Here is a 20,025-nt window from a genome sequence, read left to right on the forward strand (position 1 = left end):
GACCCGAAACTGATACCGGTATCACCGGCACATCGTTGCACGCAGAAATTGAGCGAGTCAACCATCTGCATGCGCTTCTTCTATTCGTCCCGTCGCTTTCGCATCTTTGTGGTCGAGGGGCTGGTACCGGTATCAAACTTGCGCTACTGTGATCCGCACCACGCGGAAAGGGCAGGCCCACCGGGCAGCTGCTCCCCACCGCAGCGGAGGCTTCCGGGCACGTCCCGGTCAATCAAGGAGGCTCGGCCATGAAGAACGTCCGACGGAGAGTATGTGCGGTGTCCGCCGCGGCACTGATGGGCCTCACGGCCTGTGGAGGCGGGACCGATGTCGAGGCGGCAGACCTCACGGCCGCGCCCGAGTACGAGGGGACGCTGTCGATCCTCACGAAGTTCGGCGGCGAGCCGCTGTCGCCCTACTTCGAGGACCTCGCAGCCGAGTACACGGCGCTGCACCCGGACGTGGACTTCGAGATCATCCAGGAGACCGACCAGAGCATCAAGGACAAGACCAAGACCCTGGTGGCCTCCTCGGCACTGCCGGACATCTACTTCTCCTGGACCGGAGACTACGCCGACAAGTTCATCGAGGGCGGGTTGGCCACCGACCTCAGCGACGTGCTCTCGCCCGATTCGGACTGGGGCTCGACGTTCGGGGCAGCGTCGCTCGATGCCTTCGCGCAGGACGGCAAGTACTACGCCGTCCCCCTCTACAACAACGGCAAGTTCATGGGCTACAACAAGAGCATCTTCGAGGCGGCCGGCGTCGCCGTCCCCACCACCTTCGAGGAGCTGATCGCAGCCTGCCCGAAGCTGGAGGCGCAGGGCGTGGAGCCGCTCGCCTTCGGGAACAAGGACGGCTGGCCCGGCCTGCACTTCCTCCAGCAGCTCTTCGCCTACAACGTGCCCCGGGACGTGCTCGAGAAGGACTTCGTCCCCGCGACGGCCAGCTGGGACCACCCCGGCTACGCGAAGTCGCTCGAGGAGTTCCAGACGGTGGTGCGGGACTGCACGGCCACGGGCACCGACTCCAACGGGGTGCTGTACTCCACGGCGCAGCAGGCGCAGTCCGCCGGCCAGGCAGCCATGTACTTCCAGGAGATCCTGGAGTTCGACTCGGTGGTCACGGACGGCTCGGAGATCACCGCCGAGGACTTCGGCATCTTCGCCCTGCCCGCCCCCGAGGGGGCCGAGGGCGATCCGGCCGCGCTCGAGGGATCACCCGAGGGCATGATGGTCAACGCGAGGTCCCCCCGCCAGGCGCTCGCCGTCGACTTCCTCAAGTTCGCGACCAGCAAGGCCAACGCGGAGACGCTCGCCGGAGCCCCCTTCAGCCAGCCCAGTACGATCGTCGGTGCCGTCTCCGCATCCACGGCGAGCCCGGCCGTCGTCGAGGGTGTCGCGAAGCTCAACGAGGCCAGCTACCTCCTCGGGTGGCTCGACGCCGTCACCGTCCCCGATGTCGCGGACGCCTGGCTTGCCGGCGGCGAGGCGCTGGTGTCCGGATCCGAGACTCCCGAAGAGGTTCTGAGCAATGTCCGCGCCGCTTCAGACAGCGCCGAGTAGCACCGCACCCGCCGCGCCCCTGCTTCCACGAACCGTCGACGCAGGGGCGCGGCGGCCCCGCAGGCCACGCGGTTGGGTGTGGGTCGCTCCCGCGCTCCTGGTGCTGGGCGTCTTCGTCTACCTGCCCCTGCTCCAGAACCTGCAGTACAGCGTCATGAAGTGGGACATCTACGCGGGCGGCTCCTCCTTCGTGGGGCTGGCCAACTACGAGAAGCTGGCCGGCGACCCCGTGTTCTGGCGGGCGCTGCTCAACAACACGGCCTACGCGGCGGTCTCCCTCGTCTGCCAGGTCTTCGGCGCGCTGCTCCTCGCCGCGCTGGTGGAGGGCCTCCGGTCCGAGCGGTGGCGCCGCGCACTGCGGGCCGTCTACTTCGTGCCGTCCGCCATCTCCCTGACGGTCGCCGGGCTGCTGTTCTACTTCGTGTACGAGCCGGAACTGGGCATCCTGAACGCGCTGCTGAGGGGCGTCGGACTGGATGGGCTGACGCAGGCCTGGCTGGGGCAGGAGGGCACCGCGATCTGGGCCGTGATCGCAATGAGCCAGTGGCAGGGCTTCGGCTACTCCACGCTGCTGTTCGCGATCGCCATCCAGCGCATCCCGCAGGACCTCTACGACGCCGCGTCGCTCGACGGCGTCGGCCCGATCCGGAGGTTCCTCCAGGTCACCGTCCCGCTGACGCGTGAGATGACCGGCCTGATGATCATCGTCACGCTCTCGGGCGCGTTCCAGGTGTTCAACGAGGTCATGGTGATGACCAGCGGAGGCCCCAACAACTCCAGCCAGGTCCTCGTGTCATGGCTCTACCGGATGGGCTTCGGCCGCAACGACTTCGGCTACGCAGCCGCCATCGCGACGGTGATCTTCGTCCTGACCCTGGGCGTCGCGCTCCTGCAGCTGGCCATCACACGGAAGAGGAGAGTCGAATGGTGACCCGAACGAGTGTCCTCGGCGTCGTCGCGCGGACCTTCGTCGCGTCGTTCCTGCTGGCCCTTGCCGTCGTCGTGATCTATCCGCTGCTGTGGATGGTCCTGAACGGGTTCAAGACCAACAGCGAGCTGTTCGGCAACCCCTTCGCGCTGCCGCTGCAGTTCACCTGGGAGAACTACGCGAAGGCGTGGAACCGCGGTGTCAGCAGCTATCTGATGACCAGCATCCTCGTCACCGTCACGGCGACCATCGCCACCGTCTTCATCAGCGCCTGGGCGGCGTACGGGCTCACGCGGATGCAGATCCCGTTCAGCCGGACGGTCCTCGCCCTGATCCTCGGCGGCCTGATGCTCGCTCCCGCCGTCGCGCTGATCCCGCTCGTCAGGATGTTCCAGGCGCTCGGGCTCTACAACACGTTCTGGGCGCTCCTGATCCTCTACGTGGCGTTCCGGATCCCGTTCACGACCTTCCTGATCCGCGCCTACATGGTGGACCTGCCGGTCGAGATCGACGAGGCGGCAGCGGTGGACGGGGCCGGCAAGGCCAGGGCCTTCTGGAGCATCGTGCTGCCCATGTGCAAGCCGATCCTCGTGTCCAGCGTGATCCTGAACATCCTCTTCACCTGGAACGAATACCTGTTCGCCATGGTGTTCACCAGCGGGGGAGACCTGCAGACCCTGCCGATCGGGCTGACCAACCTGATGAGCAAGCACGGGACCGAATACCCCGTGGTGTTCGCCGGCATGACGATCGCCGCCGTCCCGGTGATCCTGCTCTTCTTCCTCACCCAGAAGTACTTCGTCCGCGGACTCGCGGACGGCGTCGGGAAGTAGGCACCCCGGTCCTGTCCGCGAGGACCGGGGTGCCTGCACCGACCCGACCGGTCCGGTCAGTCGGTGCTGATCTGCCGGCGGAAGGTGTCCCGTCGGGCATGGAGGTCCCAGAGCACGCCGGCGAGGACGGCCGGGTCCTTCTCCGGGTCGCCCTCGATGATGCGGCCGCCGATGATGAGCTGCGAGACGTGGATCCCCTCCTCGCCGAGCACCTCGTGCAGCAGCTGGGCGTAGGCCGCCTGGCCCGCGAAGGCCACCGAGGTGCCGGTGACACCGCGGCCGGGCTTGACCGCGGACCCGCCGTTGACGAACAGGATGGTGCCACGGTTCCCGCCGAGGAACCTCATACCGGGCAGTACCTGGTGCACCGCGGCGACGGGGCCGTAGATGGAGAACTCCACCGGGCCCCTGAGGTCGGCCGGTGTCGTCTCGAGGACGGGCCGCATGAAGTCCTTCTGCGGCAGGGGGCTGTACTGCAGCACCTCGATGGGGCCCAGTGTCTCGGTGGCGGCCTCGAGGGCTGCGGCGATGGATTCGGGGTTCCGGACGTCCGCCGCGAAACCGCGGGCCTGGATGCCCTCCGTGCCGAGGTCCTCGGCGAGGGCGTCCACCTTGCCCTGGCTCCGGGAGATGAGGGCCACGGAGAATCCCTCCGCTCCGAAACGCCGTGCCACAGCGGCCCCGAGGCCGCGTCCTGCTCCGATGATCGCGAGAGTTGTCATACTCCGTGCAAGGAGCCGGGCCGCCCCATCATTCCGACGTGAGCTGATTTTCTCAGCGGAGCGTCCCGAGGATGGTGCGCTGGATGACGACGGCGGCAGCCCCGCGCGCCCACTGGGCGAAGTCCGACGGCTGGCGGCTCAGCCGGATGGGCGCCGCTTCCGGGTCGCGGTGGTAGTCGATCGAGGCCCGCAGTGCCTCGGCTGCGACGTCCGCCAGGTCCATGCCCTCACCGGACAGCACGACGAGCTCCACCATCGTCAGGTTCGCGACCGCCGACACCAGGAGGCCCAGCGCCTCTCCCGCCGCGCCGACGACGGCGGCGGCCACGGGGTGGCCCTCCCCGGCGAGCCCGAGGATCTCGTCGTAGGTCCGCTGCTCGCCGGTGGAGGCGGCGAACTGGGAGCAGATGGCGGGAATGGTCAGCACGGCGGAGGAGCACCCGCGGTGGCCCTCCATGCACCGTGGCCCGGAGGGGTCGAGCGGATAGTGCCCCACGAGGCCGAGCCCGGCATCGGGCGGCGAGATGACGGCGTCGTTGATCACCAGCCCGTAGCCCACGCCGGCGCCGACCGTCAGGACGGCGAAGTCCTTCTCCCCGCGCCCCGCGCCGAACCACTGCTCCGCGATCGTGAGGGCCACGACGTCGTTCTCGACGGCGACCGGCAGCCCGGTCCGCTCCTGCACGAGTGCGGCGAGGGGCACGTCGCGCCACCCGAGGAACGGGGCGCGCAGCACCTCCGCACCGGAGTCCACCTTGCCGCCGATGCTGATGCCGATACCACTGAATCCCGCCAGGGGCCCGAGGTCGGCCACGGCGTCGACGATGGCGTCGATCACCTCCCCGACGGCGTGGCCCGGCAGCGCCGCCTCGCTCGACCCGACGACATCGGCCTTGAGGTTCGTGGCGACCGCGGACGCGGTGTCGCCGGTCAGTTTGACGCCCACGAACCGGTGCGCGTCCGGACTGACCTCGAGCGGGCGGACGGGCCTCCCGATGGCCGCGGCCGCGACCTCGTCCGACTCCCGGAGGACGCCCGCATCGAGGAGGGGCTTGCTCAGCCGCGTGAGGCTGGCGACCGACAGGCCGAGGCGGGCCGCGAGGTCGGCACGGGAGATGGGTCCGCGGATAAGGACTTCGCGCGCGAGCGCCCGGGCCGGGCTGGAGGGTGCGAGCGAGGTGACCGCGTCCATGATGTTCCGTTCGCAGGGGGTACTTATTTTCAGAGTATCGCTAATGGCCTGGCTTTTCGGTGCGGATACTCCTGCGGACGCTCCGGATGTCGCGTGAGTGGAATGGTTGACACCGCTCTTATTTCTGTCGTAAAAATAACCAGTGCCCAGTTCGACACGGACGTGGACACGGCACGCCCTCACACAGCACGAAGGAGAGCCAGTTGTGAAGCAACCCCACGGCCGCGCGAGGCGCGCCGTCCGATGCGCGGCAGGAGCGGCGGCCCTCGCGCTGGTCCTCCCGGGATGCGCAGCCCAGGACGACGTCGTCACGCTCGATTTCTTCCAGTTCAAACCCGAAGCGGTCGCGAACTTCAGCGCCATCATCGACGAGTTCGAGGCCGCCAACCCGGGCATCCGGGTGGTGCAGAACCACGTGCCGGACGCCGACACCGCCATCCGGACCCTCCTGGTCAAGGACAAGACCCCCGATGTCCTCACCCTCAACGGCAACGGGCGCTACGGCGACCTCGCGAAGGCCTGTGTCTTCGCGGACCTCTCGGACCTGCCCGTCGTCGAGCAGGTCCGGCCGGCGGTCAGCGACATCATCCGCGACCTCGGATCCTGCGGCGACGAGGTGAACGCGGTCCCGTTCTCGAGCAATGCGAGCGGCATCCTGTACAACAGGGACCTCTTCGAGCAGTACGGCGTCGAGGTGCCGACCACCTGGGACGAACTGCTGGACGCGGCGCGGACCTTCGAGGCCGCAGGCGTCACACCCTTCTACACCACGATCAAGGACGCCTGGACGGTGGGCCCCGCCTTCGTGAACCTCGGCGGTGCGCTCCAGCCGGAGGGTTTCTTCGACCGGCTCCGTGCCCAGGGGCCGGACGTGCAGTCCGGTGAGGTGTCGTTCTCCAAGGACTACCCGGAAGCGATGGAGAAGCTGACGGCGCTCTACGCGTTCGGCCAGGACGACGCCGCAGGCCGGGACTACAACGCCGGGAACGCCGCCTTCGCGACGGGGGAGTCCGCGATGTACCTGCAGGGCAGCTACGCCATCCCCGCCATCCGGGCCGTCGACCCCGACGTGAACATCGGTTCCTTCCCCTATCCGGCGACCAACTCCCCGGAGGACACCGTCGTCGTGTCCGGCGTCGACGTCGGTGTGTCCATCGGACGGGACACGGACCACCCGGCGGAGGCGAGGAGGTTCGTCGAGTTCCTGATGTCACCCGAGGTCGTCGAGCGGTACGCACAGGAGCAGAGCGCCTTCTCCCCGCTGGCGACCGGCGCCGAGACCACGGACCCGGCGCTTGCCGGCCTCGCCCCGTACTTCGACGACAACCGGATCATCGGCTTCATCGACCACCAGCTCCCCGCGAGCCTGCCGCTGCCCCAGTACCTGCAGGAACTCGTGCTCGGCGGACGGACCGAGGACTTCCTGGCCACCCTGGACCGCGAGTGGAGCAAGATCGCAGCTCGGACCATCCCGAACGAGAAGGACTGACATGAGCACACCAGTCAGCAGCCCGGCGCGCCCGGGCCCGCCGCCGACGGCACTCCGCGGGGAACGGCGCGTGCCGCGGGTCTTCTACCTGATGGTGCTCCCCGCCCTCGCCCTGTTCGCCGTGTTCCACACCGTGCCCCTCCTCACCGGGATGTTCTTCAGCCTCACGAACTACGCGGGCTACGGCGAATGGTCCTTCGTGGGCCTGCGGAACTACGCCAACCTCTTCGGCGACGACCGCATCTACGGCGCCTACGGCTTCACGTTCCTGTTCGCGATCGTGTCCACGGTGGCGGTGAACATCATCGCCCTCGCCGTCGCCATCGCGCTCAACGGACGCATCCGCTTCAAGACCGGATTCCGGGGCGTCTTCTTCATCCCGAACATCCTGTCCATCCTGATCGTCGGGTACGTGTTCAACTACCTCTTCTCGAACTCGGTCCCGGCGATCGCCGACGCACTCGGCATCACATCTCTGACCACGAGCATCCTGGCGAGCCCCGACACCGCCTGGATCGGCGTCGTCATCCTGTCCGTCTGGCAGGCCGCGGCCTTCAACATCATCATCTACCTGGCCGGGCTGCAGACCATCCCGGGCGAGCTCTACGAAGCGGCGTCCCTGGACGGAGCCTCGCCCTGGAAGCAGTTCACGTCCATCACGTTCCCGATGATCGGCGCGTTCTTCACCATCAACATGGTGCTCAGCCTCAAGAACTTCCTGCAGGTCTTCGACCAGATCATCTCGCTGACCGCCGGCGGCCCCGGGACGTCCACCGAATCGATCTCGCTGCTCATCTACCGGGGCGGCTTCCAGGGCGGCGAGTACGGCTACCAGACCGCCAACGCCGTCCTCTACCTCTTCGTGATCATCGCCATCTCATTCATCCAGCTGCGGATCCTGCAGCGCAGGGAGGCCTCGTTCTGATGACCGCCACATCCTCCTCCGCGGTGCGCCGCGTGGCCACCGACCGCCCCGACGGCGACGACGTCGTCGAACGCGCCTACCGACCGGATCGTCGCCGCGTGAACTGGTGGCTGACGGCCCTCGTCGCCGTGTGCGCCCTGACGGTGCTCGTTCCGCTCTACCTCACCGTGGTCACGGCCCTGAAGACGCCCGACCAGCTCGGCGGCACCGGTTTCGGTCTGCCGACGACCGCCCGCTGGGAGAACTTCGCCGACGCCTGGACCCTGACCAGCTTCCCGCGGGCCCTGCTCAACACCGGGCTGGTCACCGTGGGCACGGTGCTGCTGACCCTCGTCACCAACTCGATGGTCGCCTACGCGATCGCGAGGAACATGCACCGCAGGTTCTTCAAGGGGCTGTACTTCTACTTCATCGCAGCCCTGTTCGTGCCGTTCCCCATCATCATGCTGCCGGTGGTCAAGCAGACGGCGATCTTCGGGCTCGACAACCAGCTGGGCCTGATCCTGCTCTATACGGTGTACGGGCTCTCGTTCAACATCTTCGTGTACGTCGCCTACATCCGGTCCATCCCGCTCGAACTCGAGGAGGCAGCGCTCACCGACGGTGCCACCACCTGGACCGTCTTCTGGCGGATCATCTTCCCGCTCCTCGGCCCCATGAACGCGACCGTCGGCATCCTCACCTGCCTCTGGGCGTGGAACGACTTCATGCTGCCGCTGGTCATCCTCTCCGACCCGTCGGCGCAGACGCTGCCACTGGCACAGTTCATCTTCCAGGGGCAATTCAACACCAACTACTCGGTGGCATTCGCGTCCTACCTCATGGCGATGGCACCGTTGTTGATCGTGTACCTCTTCGCGCAGCGCTGGGTCATCTCCGGCGTGATGCGCGGATCCTCCAAGTAACGTCCACATCCCCACTCCTCGAAAGGGACACCTTCGTGACTTCCACCGTCAACCCCGAGGTCGACTCGGCCGTCGACGCCACGTCCGGGCTCTCCGCCGATGCGCTCGCCGAGCGCATGCAGGACCCCTCCTGGTGGCGCCAGGCCGCCGTCTACCAGATCTACCCGCGCAGCTTCGCCGACTCCGACGGTGACGGCATCGGTGACCTGAAGGGCATCACGTCCCGGATCCCGTACCTCAGGTCCCTGGGCATCGACGCCGTCTGGCTGAGCCCGTTCTACCCCTCCGCACTGGCTGACGGCGGGTACGACGTCGACGACTACCGCGACGTCGACCCCAAGCTCGGCACCCTCGAGGACTTCGACGAGATGGTGGCCGCGCTGCACGAGGCCGGCATCAAGCTCATCGCCGACATCGTCCCCAACCACACCTCCGACCGGCACGCCTGGTTCCGGGAGGCACTGGCAGCGCCGAAGGGGTCGGCCGCGCGGGCCCGCTACATCTTCCGCGACGGCAAGGGTCCGAACGGCGACGAGCCGCCGTCGGACTGGGACTCCGTGTTCGGCGGACCCGCCTGGGAGCGGACCGCGGACGGCCAGTGGTACATGCACATCTTCGCCCGGGAGCAGCCCGACCTGAACTGGGACAACCGCGAGGTACGCGACGACTTCCTGAAGACCCTGCGCTTCTGGTCCGACCGCGGTGTCGACGGCTTCCGCGTCGACGTGGCCCACGCCCTCACCAAGGACATGACCGAACCCCTGCCCTCGAAGGCCGATCTCGGCGCCGAGGACGAGAACCACAACGGCCGGCACCCGTTCTGGGACCGCGACGAGGTCCACGAGGTCTTCGCCGAATGGCGTGCGGTGTTCAACGAGTACACGCCGCCGCGCACGGCCGTGGCCGAGGCCTGGGTCCATGCCGAGCGCCGCGCCCGCTACGCCAGCCCGGAAGGGCTCGGCCAGGCGTTCAACTTCGATCTCCTCAAGGCCGACTGGAACCCGGGCCAGTTCCGCGACATCATCACCAGGAACCTCGTCGAGGCGACCTCCTCCGGCGCGTCGTCGACCTGGGTGTTCTCCAACCACGACGTCGTCCGCCACGCCACGCGCTACGGGCTCCCGCCGGCCGACCCCGACAGCAGGAGCAAGCCCGGGCAGGGCGGGCAGGGCGGCCAGGACGGATCGGCCTGGCTCCTGAGCGGTGGCACCGAGCCGGCCCTGGACCGCGACCTCGGCGAACGCCGCGCCCGCGCGGTCACGCAGCTCATGCTGGCACTGCCGGGCTCCGCCTACGTGTACCAGGGCGAGGAGCTCGGACTGCACGAGGTCGCCGACATCGCCGCCGAGGACCGCCAGGACCCGACGTTCTTCCGCAACACGGGCGTCGACGTCGGCCGTGACGGCTGCCGCGTGCCGCTGCCGTGGACCAGGGACGGCGAGTCCTTCGGCTTCGGGTTCGGCGGCGCGCACCTGCCGCAGCCGGAGTGGTTCGGCGAATACGCCGTCGAGGTGCAGGAGGGCGATCCGGCCTCCAACCTCAGCTTCTACCGCCGTGCCCTGGAACTGCGGCGCGAACGGCAGGGCGAGGAGGACTTCGACTGGGTGGCAACGCCCTCCGCCGACGTCCTGCACTTCACGCGTCCCGGCGGATGGCACTGCGTCACGAACTTCGGGTCGTCGCCGGTGGACCTGCCCGCCGGCAGGGTGGTGCTGAGCAGCTCGCCCCTCGTCGACGGCCGGTTGCCGGGGGACACGACGGCCTGGCTCGTCTAGTACCTGCTGTCCGACGGCGGGCCCCTCACGGCGCCCGCCGTCGTCGTTCCCGGCGCTCCGGTGGCCGGGCTGCGGCTTCGTGCACGCGTTTCGACCCCTGGGCTGCGGCTTCGTGCACGCGTATCGACCCAAAAGCTGCGTGTCGCGACGGGACACGCCGTGGGAACGGGGCGGAGCCGTCGGAACGCGTGCACGAACCCGCGCCGTCGCGCGTGCGACCCCGCGGCGCGAGGCCGTTCGTCCGCAGGAGAATCGGTTGCGGGCCCCTCGGCCCCGTCGGAATACTTGGAGGACCGGCACGAGCGAGGCGGAGGGCAGCGGCATCAGCGGGTCCCAGGAGCACGAGGAGAGGCTGCGCAAGGCGGCCCAGTACCGGGCTGCCCGGAGTGGCGGAGGCGATGCGAGCGATGCACTCGCCGAGCTGGAACGCCAGAACGACGACGGCGACGCACCGAACGGGGAGATGGCCCCGCTGCGCACGGGGGAGGACGAGGTCCGGCGGGCACGCCTGATCGTCGACCGGGCCGTGGCCCGCGGGGAGTTCGACGACCTGGCTCTTGCCGGCAAGCCGATCCCCGGCCTGGGGGAAGCACACGATCCGGACTGGTGGGTCAAGGGACTCATCCAGCGCGAGAACATCACCGGGCTCGGACCGCGGGCCATCCTGCTCCGCACGGAGGACGCTGAGCTCGACGACCGCCTCGACCGCCAGTACACCGAGCGGCAGGTGCGCGAGGTCCTCGAGGACTTCAACTACCGCGTCATCGACGCGAGGCGCCAGCTCCTCGGCGGGCCGCCCGTCATCACGAAACTGCGTGACGTCGACGCCGAGGTGGAGCGGTGGCGCGAACGCCGGGCCGCAGCGCGCCTCGCGGCGGAGGCGGCCGCGCCGCCGGAACCGCAGAGGGTGTCCTTCTGGCGGCGCATCTTGCGCGGCTCCAGCTGAGCCGCGCCGGGGACGGTCACCACGGGACGACGCCGATCGCGACCAGATCCGCTGTCGACGCGCACGCCTGACGGTCGCCGGCTCCGGCCCGACGGTCGCCGGCTTCGACCTGGCAATCGGTGGCTCCCACCTGAGGGGCACCGATCAGACATTACGGTCGCCGGCTTCGACCTGACGGGCACCGATCAGACGTGACTGGCGCCGGCCTGAGCCGGACGACGGCGTGGCCGCATCCCCAGCCGTGCGTGGCCCGCGTCCCTGCCCGACGGCGTGGCAGCAACCCCCGCCGTGCGTGGCCGCAGCCTCGCCCGGGGCTCACGCCACGGCGTGCCGCAGGAGTGCTGTCACGGCCTGACGGTGACGGTCGGCATCGACGCGGTCACCAGCGTGCCGTCCGCCCGCCGCGTCCCCTCGATGTCACTCGTGGTCGGAGCGCCGGTCAGGCGCGGGCCCTGGTGGCTGAGGTGGACGGTGACGGGACTGCCGGCCTCGACATGCACGACCTGGCTGCGGACGGAGACCGTCGCGCTTCCACCGGATTCGACCGTCAGCGTCATGGCCTGCTGGGTGACCTCCGCGCGCAGGCGTGTCCCGTGCAGGGTCACACGGAAACTCATGCGGGTCCAGCCCTCGGGGAGGCGCGGGTCGAAGGTGATGCGGCCGCCGTGGTCGCGCATGCCACCGAACCCGTAGGTGAGGGCACTCCACACGCCTCCGGTCGATGCGACGTGGATGCCGTCCGAGGTGTTGCGGTGCAGATCGGCGAGGTCCACGAACAGGGCCGACTGGAAGTACCTCATCGCCAGGTCCTGGTACCCGACCTCGGCGGCGATGATCGACTGGACCACCGCGGAGAGGGTCGAGTCGCCGGTCGTGAGGGCCTCGTAGTACTCGAAGTCGGCGCGCTTCTGCTCCGCGGTGAACTCGTGGCCCTGCAGGAGGAGCGCGAGGACGACGTCGGCCTGCTTGAGGACCTGGAAGCGGTAGATCACCAGCGGGTGGTAGTGCAGCAGCAGGGGCCGCTTGCTCGCGGGCGTGTTCTCGAGGTCCCACAGTTCCTTCTCCAGGAACGCGGCGTCCTGCGGATGGATGCCCGCGCGCTCGTCGAAGGGGATGTGCATCTTCTCGGCGGCGAGCGACCACTCGAAGATCTCGTCCTCGGACAAATTCAGGCGTGCGACCATCCGCTCGTAGGCGACTGGATCGTCGGCCCGCAGCGATTCGACGGAACGCGTCGCCGCCTTGAGGTTGGCGCGTGCCATGACGTTCGTATAGAGGTTGTCGTTGACGACGGTCGTGTACTCGTCGGGTCCCGTGACGCCGTGGATGTGGAAGTTGTCGTCGCCGTTGCTGCGCCAGAAGCCCAGGTCGGCCCACATCCGCGCGGTCTCCACGAGGATGTCGATCGCCCCGCGGACCAGGAAGTCCTCGTCGCCCGTCGCGGCGACGTACTGCATGAGCGCGTGGGAGATGTCGGCGTCGATGTGGTACTGGGCGGTGCTTGCGGCGTAGTAGGCCGAGGATTCCTGACCGTTGATGGTGCGCCACGGGAACAGCGCCCCACGCTGATTGAGTTCGGCCGCCCGCGAGCGTGCCGGCTCGAGCATGGCCTGGCGGAAGCGGAGTGCGTTCCGTGCGACGAGGGGAGCGGTGTAGCTGAGGAAGGGGAGGACGTAGACCTCGGTGTCCCAGAAGTAGTGGCCGCCGTACCCGGAGCCGGACACGCCCTTGGCTGCGATGCCGCCGCCGTCGGTGCGGGCCGTGGCCTGGGCGAGCTGGAAGATGTTCCAGCGCACGGCCTGCTGGATGGCCGGCTGGCCCTCCACCTCGACGTCGGAGCGCGACCAGAAGTCGGCCAGCCACTCCCGCTGCTTCCGGTACTGCTGCTCGAGGGGGATCTCGCGGGCGCGGTCGAGCGTGCGCTCGCAGCGGTCGGCGAGTTCGCGGACGGGCACGCCGCGGGAGGTGTGGTAGGTGATGGTCTTGACGAGCCGGATGGGCCGGCCGGGCATCGCCTTCACGCGGTAGACGTGCTTGGCGAGGTCGTCCTCGATGTGCGACCGCTCGTCCCACTCGTTGTCCGTGACGAGCTCGTGTTCCACACCGCAGGCCAGGGTCATCGAGGAGTTGGTGGTGCGGTAGCCGAGCAGGTAGCGGGAACCGTCGACGCGCTTGAGCCGTGGCTGGAGCACCCGATCCTTGAACGCATCCGCCTTGCGGGGGTCGAAGGACGTGTTCTCCGCGACGGGGTTCACCTGGTCCTTGTCGATGCCGTCCTGGCGGTTGAGGATCTGGCTCGAGATGAGGATGGACGCCTCGGCGTCCAGCATCTCCACCTCGTAGTCGACGACGGCCAGGTGGCGGTCCGTGAAGGAGACGAGGCGGCGCGTCCGGACGAGGACGCGCTTGCCGGAGGGCGTGCGCCATTCGAGCTCGCGCACCAGGAGCCCGTCGGAGAAACCGAGACGCCGCGAGTAGCGCAGGATGTCGGCCTCCGTCAGGACGAACGGCTCGTCGTCGACGTACAGGCGGATGATCCGCGCGTCGGGGACGTTGACGATCGTCTGTCCGACGCGGGCGAAACCGAAGGCCTCCTCCGCGTGCTGGATGGGCCAGGTCTCGTGGAAGCCGTTGATGAAGGTGCCGTAGTGGTGCCCGTCCCTGCCCTCGTCCACGTTGCCGCGGAGGCCGAGATAGCCGTTGCCGACGGAAAAGAGTGTCTCGGTACGGCCCTGGAGGGCGACGTCGAACTCCGTCTCGACGAGCGCCCACTCGTCCACGGGGAAGTGGTTGCGGTCCAGTGGATCGGAGGTGATGAGATTCATAAGGGATGTCCTGGTCAGGAGGTACGCGCGCCCGGGGCGGCGGTGGCCGGCCGGGTCGGGAGGAAGGGGAGGAGTTCGGCGAGGTCGTCGACGACGGTGTCGGCGCCATGGGCGAGGAGGGTGTCGGCGCCGACGCCCCGGTCGACGCCGATGACGAGACCGAAGGCACCCGCCCGACCGGCGGCGACGCCGGAGTGTGCGTCCTCGACCACTGCGCACGCCGAGGCGGGGAGGCCCAGCAGGTCTGCGGCGTAGAGGTAGGTGTCGGGAGCGGGCTTGCCGGCGATCTCCCGGTCGGCCGCGAGGACGCCGTCGACCACGACGTCGAAGCGGTCGCGGAGACCGGCGGCCTCGAGGACGGGGACACCGTTGCGGGAGCTCGTGACGACCGCGACGGCGACGCCGGCGGCGATGGCTGCGTCGAGGAATGCGAGGGACCCCGGATAGGGTGCGACGCCGTCCTCCTCGAGGGTCTCGTTGAAGGCCCGGTTCTTGCGGTTGCCGAGCCCGCAGACGGTCTCCAGCTCGGGCGCGTCCCCGGGGAGGCCCTCGGGCAGTGTGATGCCGCGGGAGGCCAGGAGTGCCCGGACGCCGTCGTAGCGGGGGCGGCCGTCGATGGAGGCGAAGTAGTCCGCGTCGGTGTAGCCCTCCACCTGCTTCCCCTCCAGATAGGGAGTGAACAGCCGCGACCACGCCTGCATGTGGACCTCGGCGGTCGGGGTGAGCACGCCGTCGAGGTCGAACAGCAGCGCTCCGAGGGACGACAGGCGTGCCGGGGTGGGGAAGGAGGTCATGGAGCCTTCACTGGTGGGGCGGGGGCCGTGAATGGACATCACGGTGCGGATCGACATCGGTGGCGCTGGTGCGACGACGTCCTGGAGCCGGTGAAGATGTCCGAGCAAACGGGCCGGCCGGACGGGGTCGTCGACGGCGAGACCAGAACTGGGACGAGCGGCCCCGGGGGGCTCATGATCCTGCAGCGGTGCTGCGGAGCCCCTCCAGTCTACCGGTACGGACGGTCCCCCGGGAGCCACGAGGGACCGGACCGGCGCACTTCCCGCGGTCAGCGCCACGGTCCTCCGTCCGGCCGGAGAGTCGCCGGGCGGCCGGGCGGGGGCGGGTCAGTTCGGGATGATCCCGAAGAGGACCCTCCGCTTCACCAGAACCCAGATGACGAGGGTCACGACGGCGTGGATCAGGAGTCCCTGCCAGGCGTCCGTGCGGTCGAGGCCCGGGATGTTCGCCACCGCGAGCACGAAGAACACGTGGAGGATGAAGACGTACAGGCTCGCACGCCCCAGCGGGACGTACAGCCAGCCCGTCAGCGTGTTGATGGGGCGCCAGAACGCGGTCAGGATCACGTGGGCGGCAAGGATGAAGAAGGCCAGGTTCAGGAGCCTGCCGGGCTGCAGGAACACCCGCACGTACGCGGACTCGTACAGGGTCTCGTAGAAGCCGGCCGGGATGAACGGCAGACCGAGTTCCAGCGTGGAATTCAGCCAGAGGGTACCGAGCACGAGGGCGTAGGCGCCGGTGGCGGCGCCCACCAGGATCTTCCCGCGACGTGTGCTGAGGGCGTCGATGATCGAGCGGCGGTGGTAGCCGAGGACGACGCCGTGGACGAAGATGACCTGCCAGGTCAGCAGGGGGAAGACGTCCTGGAACTGCGAGTCCAGGACCCGCAGCGAGAACACGGCGTCGACCGCGTAGAGTGCCCAGCTGATGGCCAGCACCAGCCACCACAGCTTCTTCCGCAGCAGCAGGACCAGCAGTGGAACCGTCAGGGTCAGCACGACGTAGAGGCCCATGATGTTGAAGGCCCACGGCCCCATGTTCAGGAGCAGCAGGTCCCGTACCGCGTAGGCGGGCGGCGGGTAGTCCACCAGGCGTGCGACGTTCGGGTACAGGTCGTACACGCGCCCCGCGGCTCCCGTTCCGGCCTGGCCTGTTCCGCGGTCCGTGAAGGTGGTCAGCACCGACGCGTCGATGAACGGCACCAGGGAGAGCAGGTAGACGGTGATGACCACGGCCAGGGCCGTGACGTAGAGCTTCACCGCCCGTCGGGTGGTGCTCCTGGCGGCGGCGCCGGCCCCGCGTCGCCGGACGGCGATGGGGTGCACCATCCCGAGGACGACGCCGGAGAGCAGGACGAAGAGTTCCGCTCCGGTGATGGTCCCGATCAGGGTGCGCGAGATGAAGGACCAGGGCCCGGCGACCTCGATGTGGGTGACGACCACCGAGGTGATGATCCAGCCACGCAGCAGGTCGATGCGGGCGTCCCGGGAAGCGTGCTCGTCGGGATACCGCCAGTGCGGAACGAAGCGCCCGGCTGCTCCGGCGAGGAGGACCAGGGCGAAGAGCCCGACGACGCAGGCGACGAGCCAGCCCATCACGGCACTGACCGGGGCGCCTGCCTGCCACACCTGCCGGGTCGATTCGTTCGCATCCGCCTGGTCGACCACCTGGGTGATCGGCCCGAGCCGCACACCCGGTGCCGCACCGAGGGTGTCGCGCAGCGCCGCCACCGTCGCCTCGTCCGCACCGAGCCGCCAGTCCACGGTGTGGCCCTGCGCCTCCGGCTCCTCCCGCTCGGCCTCGAGCCAGGACACCATGCCGATCTCCGGATATCGCGCAGCGATCACCGGGTCGAACAGCTGGTCGAGCCACGCGCGCTTGATGTCCGCTTCAGGGGCGCTGTCGGAATCCTCGGGATCGTGGAGTGCGGCGGTCTGGACGAGGAACCGCTTGCCCTTCGCTGCGGCGTAGTCCTTCACGAAATCGATACGGGGAGCGCCCGGGGCCGCGCCGTAAATGCCGGCGAGCTGGTCTGCGAACTTGTCCGGTTCCGGGAGCACGGAGGTGGTGATCGCGCCGGAGTACTCGCGCGTCCCGTCCGCGTTCGTGGTGGCGCCCTGCTCGTAGCTGCCGAAGTGGTACATGGACAGGCCCACCCAGTCGACGGCGTCGTCCCCCGGGTAGTAGGGCGCGTACGGGTCGTCGCCGCCGTCGATCAGGCCGTTGCCGTTCGTGTCGAGGGCGGTGACGGCGCCGGACGCGAGACCCTCCACGGCGCCGTACGCCTCGGTGAACGGGTAGCCGGCCGCGTACGACGGCGCCCAGACCATGGCGGCGGTCGGCACCTCGGAGTGGATGACGCCGGCGAGGGACCGGAAGGCGTCGACGTACCCGGCGGGCTGCTGGCCCCAGCCGTGCCAGGTGCCGTTCATCTCGGGTGCGAAGCGGAGGAAGAAGGCGGTGCGGAACTCGTCGCCGATGCGGCCGAGCGTGTCGGCGAGACGCGCGGCGTCGTCGCCGGTCAGCTCGTCGAGCGATTTCGTCGGCTCGAGGGTGACGACGGCGACGGCACCCAGGGGTGCTTCCTGCCGTGCGAGGTCGAAGAGGTCGCGCTCGGCCGCTGCGTCGAGCGGGTAGGGGATCGGACGGCTGAAGAACGACGGCGTCGTCCCGGTGCGGTCGGCGTAGGCGCGGGCGTTGTCCTCGGACCAGTCGAGCTCCGGGCCGAAGTAGCGACCCTCGGCGAGGGCTGTCGGGTCCTCGACCGGCGCCTGGCCGCTGCCGTGCGTGGTGGCGGGCAGGCCCGCGGCATCGGCCTGCGCGGGCAGGCCTCCGGCCAGGAACCCCAGCACCAGTGCCACCGGCAGGACCAGGCGGATCAGCGCCCGGCTCCCGGCGGCGGCCGTCATCCCTTCGCTTCCTGGCGGGCCTTGGCGGTCGCGATGTCCGACTGGTAGTGCTCGTATCCCCGGTAGCGGACGGCTTCGATGATGACACTGAAGATGACGAGGTCGAAGAGGACCCAGACGATGTTGACGGAGGTCCCCAGGATGTCCGCCTGTCCCACGGCCATCCGGATGATGCCGATGACCACCGCCGCCACGAGCAGCCCCATGGCCCACAGTTGCGGCTTCACGAGGTCCCACCGCAGCTGGTTGTCCTGCTGCAGGGTCTTCGGCGTCACGGCGAAATCGAGGCTCTTGCCCAGGTAGACATTGCCGAACGCCGAGGTGATCGAACGGATCCAGACGGGGAACAGCGCCAGCGAGTACTGCTGCCCACGCCAGGTCTTCACGCCCTTGCCGACGACGGCGAACAGCAGCTGGTTGACCAGGAGGAAGGGGATGAGCCGCAGGAAGAACTCGGTGCTGATGGAGCTGACGGGCAGGATGCCGAAGATCAGGTAGATGATGGGCGCGGCGATGTAGACGACCGCGGCGAAGCCGGAGAGGTAGCTCCACATGGTCGCCGCGTACATGAGCCGCTGGGCGATCGAGAGGCCCTTCTGTGCGAACGGGTTCTCGCGGAACATCACCTGGATGGTCCCCTGGGCCCAGCGGAGCCGCTGGGTCAGCATGGAGTTGAGGTCCTCAGGAGCGAGTCCGTCGGCGAGCTTCTCGTGGTGGTAGGCCGTCTCCCAGCCGAGGCCGTGGAGGCGCATGCACGTCGCCATGTCCTCGGTCACGGAGATGGTCGCCATCGGCATGACGGCCTGCGCCTCACCGCCGCGGTCGGCGTTGACCGACTCGATGAGGAGGCGGACGGCGTCGATCGCGGCCAGCGGCGACCAGGACCGCTGGGCGAGCTGGTCGAGCGCGCCGGCGTCCACGACGGCGAGGTCGGGAGTGCCCGGCGCCCCTCCTTCGAGGCCCTCGATGCCGAGTTCCTCGAGGGAGGCGAGATCCTCGTGGAGCGCAGCCATGTCCGCGGAGACGAGGTCGCGGCTGACCTGCTCCACGCGCTGCTGGAACTCGTAGGTGACCTCGGAGATGCCGTCCCCCTTCTGAAGCTTGCGGCGTACCCGGCGCAGGTCCTTCGCCACCAGGTCCAGGGCATCCGACATCCTCGGGTTGTCGGCGTCGAGGCCCTTCTTGGCCTTCGCGATCACCCGGTCGGCGGTCTTGAGCGCGCGGTTCAGGGAGAGTTCGATCTCCGTGACGTAGCGCGTGACGCCGAGCTGCATGAGCGCCTCACGCCGGATGGTGGCGTTCGAGCCGCAGAAGAACGCTGCGTTCCACCCGTCCTTGCCCTGCTGGATGGGGCCGTAGAAGAGCGGTGCCTGGCTGCCCAGGGGATCGGACTCCGGCACGTTGATGAAGACCTGCGGGGTCTGGACCAGTGCCATCCTGTCGTTGGTGAAGTACCCGAGGGTCCTGTCGAGGATGAGCGGGTCGGGAATCTGGTCGGCGTCGAGGATCAGGAGGAACTCGCCGTCCGTGGAGGCCAGCGCGTTGTTGAGGTTGCCGGCCTTCGCGTGCCGCGGCATGTCCTTCCAGTCCGCGGACCGGGTGATCCAGCCGATCCCCTCGGCCTCGGCCGCTGCCCGCACCTCGGCCCGGTTGCCGTCGTCGAGGATCCATGTCCGGTGCGGATAGCGGATGTCCTTGGCGGCCCGGGCGGTGGTGAGGACGAGGTCCAGCGGCTCGTTGTAGGTGGTGATGAAGACGTCCACGGTGAGGCCGGCGGGAGGCTCGGGGGCAGTGCGCTTCTTGAGCTTCCACACCGTGAAGCCGAACAGGAGGGAGTCCACGAGGGAATAGGTCTCCGCCAGCACCAGGGGGATGGCGATCCACCACGCGTCCCAGTTGATGGAGTACAGCCACCGCCACACCACGTAGTTGAGGCCGAGGACGGCCGTCACGAGCACGATGGCCCGGATCAGCAGCGTCCGGCCACCGGACGAGGCTTCCCGCTGAGGGGCCCCACCACTGTCTGCGGACGGATCGTTCGGTGACAGTGTCGTCATCGGCCCAGTACGCTCCACTTCTGTTCTCGGTCTACCTGATCAGGGCTTCGGTGGTGCACCTACGCCGGATCGGTATGAGCGCAGGAGATCACCGGACCCTGAGGGACCATGAAGCCAGCATCCAACGTACCCGAGAGCGCGCGTCGGACGGCGCCCACG

At 68.8% G+C, this 20,025-nt stretch carries 14 protein-coding genes; 8 read left to right on the forward strand and 6 right to left on the reverse strand.

Annotation, left to right across the window (positions count from 1 at the left end; translation table 11 throughout):
• Positions 1-248 precede the first annotated feature (248 nt).
• The 3 genes from ACX80U_RS04130 to ACX80U_RS04140 all read left to right on the forward strand — a co-directional run bounded on the left by ACX80U_RS04130 (position 249) and on the right by ACX80U_RS04140 (position 3,326).
• On the forward strand, positions 249-1,565 hold the full coding sequence (locus ACX80U_RS04130) for an ABC transporter substrate-binding protein (RefSeq protein WP_133082650.1): 1,317 nt from the start codon (positions 249-251) through the stop codon (positions 1,563-1,565).
• A 76-nt stretch (positions 1,566-1,641) separates the two neighbouring features.
• Complete coding sequence (locus ACX80U_RS04135; protein WP_459267527.1) at positions 1,642-2,496, forward strand: carbohydrate ABC transporter permease; 855 nt, start codon at positions 1,642-1,644, stop codon at positions 2,494-2,496.
• Positions 2,490-3,326: a carbohydrate ABC transporter permease gene (locus ACX80U_RS04140; RefSeq protein WP_133082652.1), complete on the forward strand. Its 837-nt coding sequence runs from the start codon at positions 2,490-2,492 to the stop codon at positions 3,324-3,326. The genes ACX80U_RS04135 and ACX80U_RS04140 overlap by 7 nt, the downstream gene beginning before the upstream one ends.
• A 56-nt stretch (positions 3,327-3,382) precedes the next feature.
• Here ACX80U_RS04140 and ACX80U_RS04145 read toward each other — a convergent pair whose 3' ends face one another.
• The gene (locus ACX80U_RS04145; RefSeq protein ID WP_459267528.1) at positions 3,383-4,048 is read right to left on the reverse strand and encodes an SDR family NAD(P)-dependent oxidoreductase; all 666 of its coding nucleotides are present in this window, start codon (positions 4,046-4,048) and stop codon (positions 3,383-3,385) included.
• Between the two features lie 52 nt (positions 4,049-4,100).
• Positions 4,101-5,240: an ROK family protein gene (locus ACX80U_RS04150; RefSeq protein WP_133082654.1), complete on the reverse strand. Its 1,140-nt coding sequence runs from the start codon at positions 5,238-5,240 to the stop codon at positions 4,101-4,103.
• Positions 5,241-5,445: 205 nt separating this feature from the next.
• Between ACX80U_RS04150 and ACX80U_RS04155 the strand changes: the two genes are divergently transcribed.
• From ACX80U_RS04155 to ACX80U_RS04175, 5 genes are all read left to right on the forward strand, one after another.
• Positions 5,446-6,729, forward strand: coding sequence for an ABC transporter substrate-binding protein (locus ACX80U_RS04155; protein ID WP_208739059.1), 1,284 nt, complete (start codon positions 5,446-5,448; stop codon positions 6,727-6,729).
• Position 6,730: 1 nt separating this feature from the next.
• Positions 6,731-7,654: a carbohydrate ABC transporter permease gene (locus ACX80U_RS04160; protein ID WP_459267529.1), complete on the forward strand. Its 924-nt coding sequence runs from the start codon at positions 6,731-6,733 to the stop codon at positions 7,652-7,654.
• On the forward strand, positions 7,654-8,559 hold the full coding sequence (locus tag ACX80U_RS04165; RefSeq protein WP_133082657.1) for an ABC transporter permease subunit: 906 nt from the start codon (positions 7,654-7,656) through the stop codon (positions 8,557-8,559). The genes ACX80U_RS04160 and ACX80U_RS04165 overlap by 1 nt, the downstream gene beginning before the upstream one ends.
• A 116-nt stretch (positions 8,560-8,675) precedes the next feature.
• On the forward strand, positions 8,676-10,334 hold the full coding sequence (locus ACX80U_RS04170) for a glycoside hydrolase family 13 protein (protein WP_459267633.1): 1,659 nt from the start codon (positions 8,676-8,678) through the stop codon (positions 10,332-10,334).
• 322 nt (positions 10,335-10,656) lie between these two features.
• Positions 10,657-11,280: a DnaJ family domain-containing protein gene (locus ACX80U_RS04175; RefSeq protein ID WP_459267634.1), complete on the forward strand. Its 624-nt coding sequence runs from the start codon at positions 10,657-10,659 to the stop codon at positions 11,278-11,280.
• Positions 11,281-11,624: 344 nt separating this feature from the next.
• On the opposite strand, the gene ACX80U_RS04180 is transcribed toward ACX80U_RS04175, so the two are convergent.
• The 4 genes from ACX80U_RS04180 to ACX80U_RS04195 form a co-directional block, all read right to left on the reverse strand.
• Entirely contained in the window at positions 11,625-14,105 is a 2,481-nt protein-coding gene (locus tag ACX80U_RS04180) for a glycoside hydrolase family 65 protein (RefSeq protein WP_459267530.1), read from the reverse strand.
• Between the two features lie 14 nt (positions 14,106-14,119).
• Positions 14,120-14,899 carry an HAD family hydrolase gene (locus ACX80U_RS04185; RefSeq protein ID WP_133082660.1) on the reverse strand — a complete coding sequence of 260 codons (780 nt, stop codon included), beginning with the start codon at positions 14,897-14,899 and terminating at the stop codon, positions 14,120-14,122.
• A gap of 327 nt (positions 14,900-15,226) precedes the next feature.
• The gene (gene opgC / locus ACX80U_RS04190) at positions 15,227-17,809 is read right to left on the reverse strand and encodes an OpgC domain-containing protein (protein ID WP_459267531.1); all 2,583 of its coding nucleotides are present in this window, start codon (positions 17,807-17,809) and stop codon (positions 15,227-15,229) included.
• A complete protein-coding gene (locus tag ACX80U_RS04195; protein WP_459267532.1) occupies positions 17,806-19,866 on the reverse strand; it encodes a glycosyltransferase in 2,061 nt (686 codons plus the stop codon). The genes opgC and ACX80U_RS04195 overlap by 4 nt, the downstream gene beginning before the upstream one ends.
• Between the last annotated feature and the right edge of the window lie 159 nt (positions 19,867-20,025).

It is taken from the genome of Arthrobacter sp. TmT3-37 (assembly GCF_054510835.1).

Excerpts from the sequence above, each read along its gene's own strand:
- ACX80U_RS04150 (WP_133082654.1), bottom strand. The coding sequence starts at position 5,240 with ATGGACGCGGTCACCTCGCTCGCACCCTCCAGCCCGGCCCGGGCGCTC.
- ACX80U_RS04145 (WP_459267528.1), bottom strand. The coding sequence starts at position 4,048 with ATGACAACTCTCGCGATCATCGGAGCAGGACGCGGCCTCGGGGCCGCT.
- ACX80U_RS04160 (WP_459267529.1), top strand. The coding sequence starts at position 6,731 with ATGAGCACACCAGTCAGCAGCCCGGCGCGCCCGGGCCCGCCGCCGACG.
- ACX80U_RS04195 (WP_459267532.1), bottom strand. The coding sequence starts at position 19,866 with ATGACGACACTGTCACCGAACGATCCGTCCGCAGACAGTGGTGGGGCC.
- ACX80U_RS04165 (WP_133082657.1), top strand. The coding sequence starts at position 7,654 with ATGACCGCCACATCCTCCTCCGCGGTGCGCCGCGTGGCCACCGACCGC.
- ACX80U_RS04130 (WP_133082650.1), top strand. The coding sequence starts at position 249 with ATGAAGAACGTCCGACGGAGAGTATGTGCGGTGTCCGCCGCGGCACTG.
- opgC (WP_459267531.1), bottom strand. The coding sequence starts at position 17,809 with ATGACGGCCGCCGCCGGGAGCCGGGCGCTGATCCGCCTGGTCCTGCCG.
- ACX80U_RS04180 (WP_459267530.1), bottom strand. The coding sequence starts at position 14,105 with ATGAATCTCATCACCTCCGATCCACTGGACCGCAACCACTTCCCCGTG.
- ACX80U_RS04185 (WP_133082660.1), bottom strand. The coding sequence starts at position 14,899 with ATGACCTCCTTCCCCACCCCGGCACGCCTGTCGTCCCTCGGAGCGCTG.
- ACX80U_RS04170 (WP_459267633.1), top strand. The coding sequence starts at position 8,676 with ATGCAGGACCCCTCCTGGTGGCGCCAGGCCGCCGTCTACCAGATCTAC.
- ACX80U_RS04140 (WP_133082652.1), top strand. The coding sequence starts at position 2,490 with ATGGTGACCCGAACGAGTGTCCTCGGCGTCGTCGCGCGGACCTTCGTC.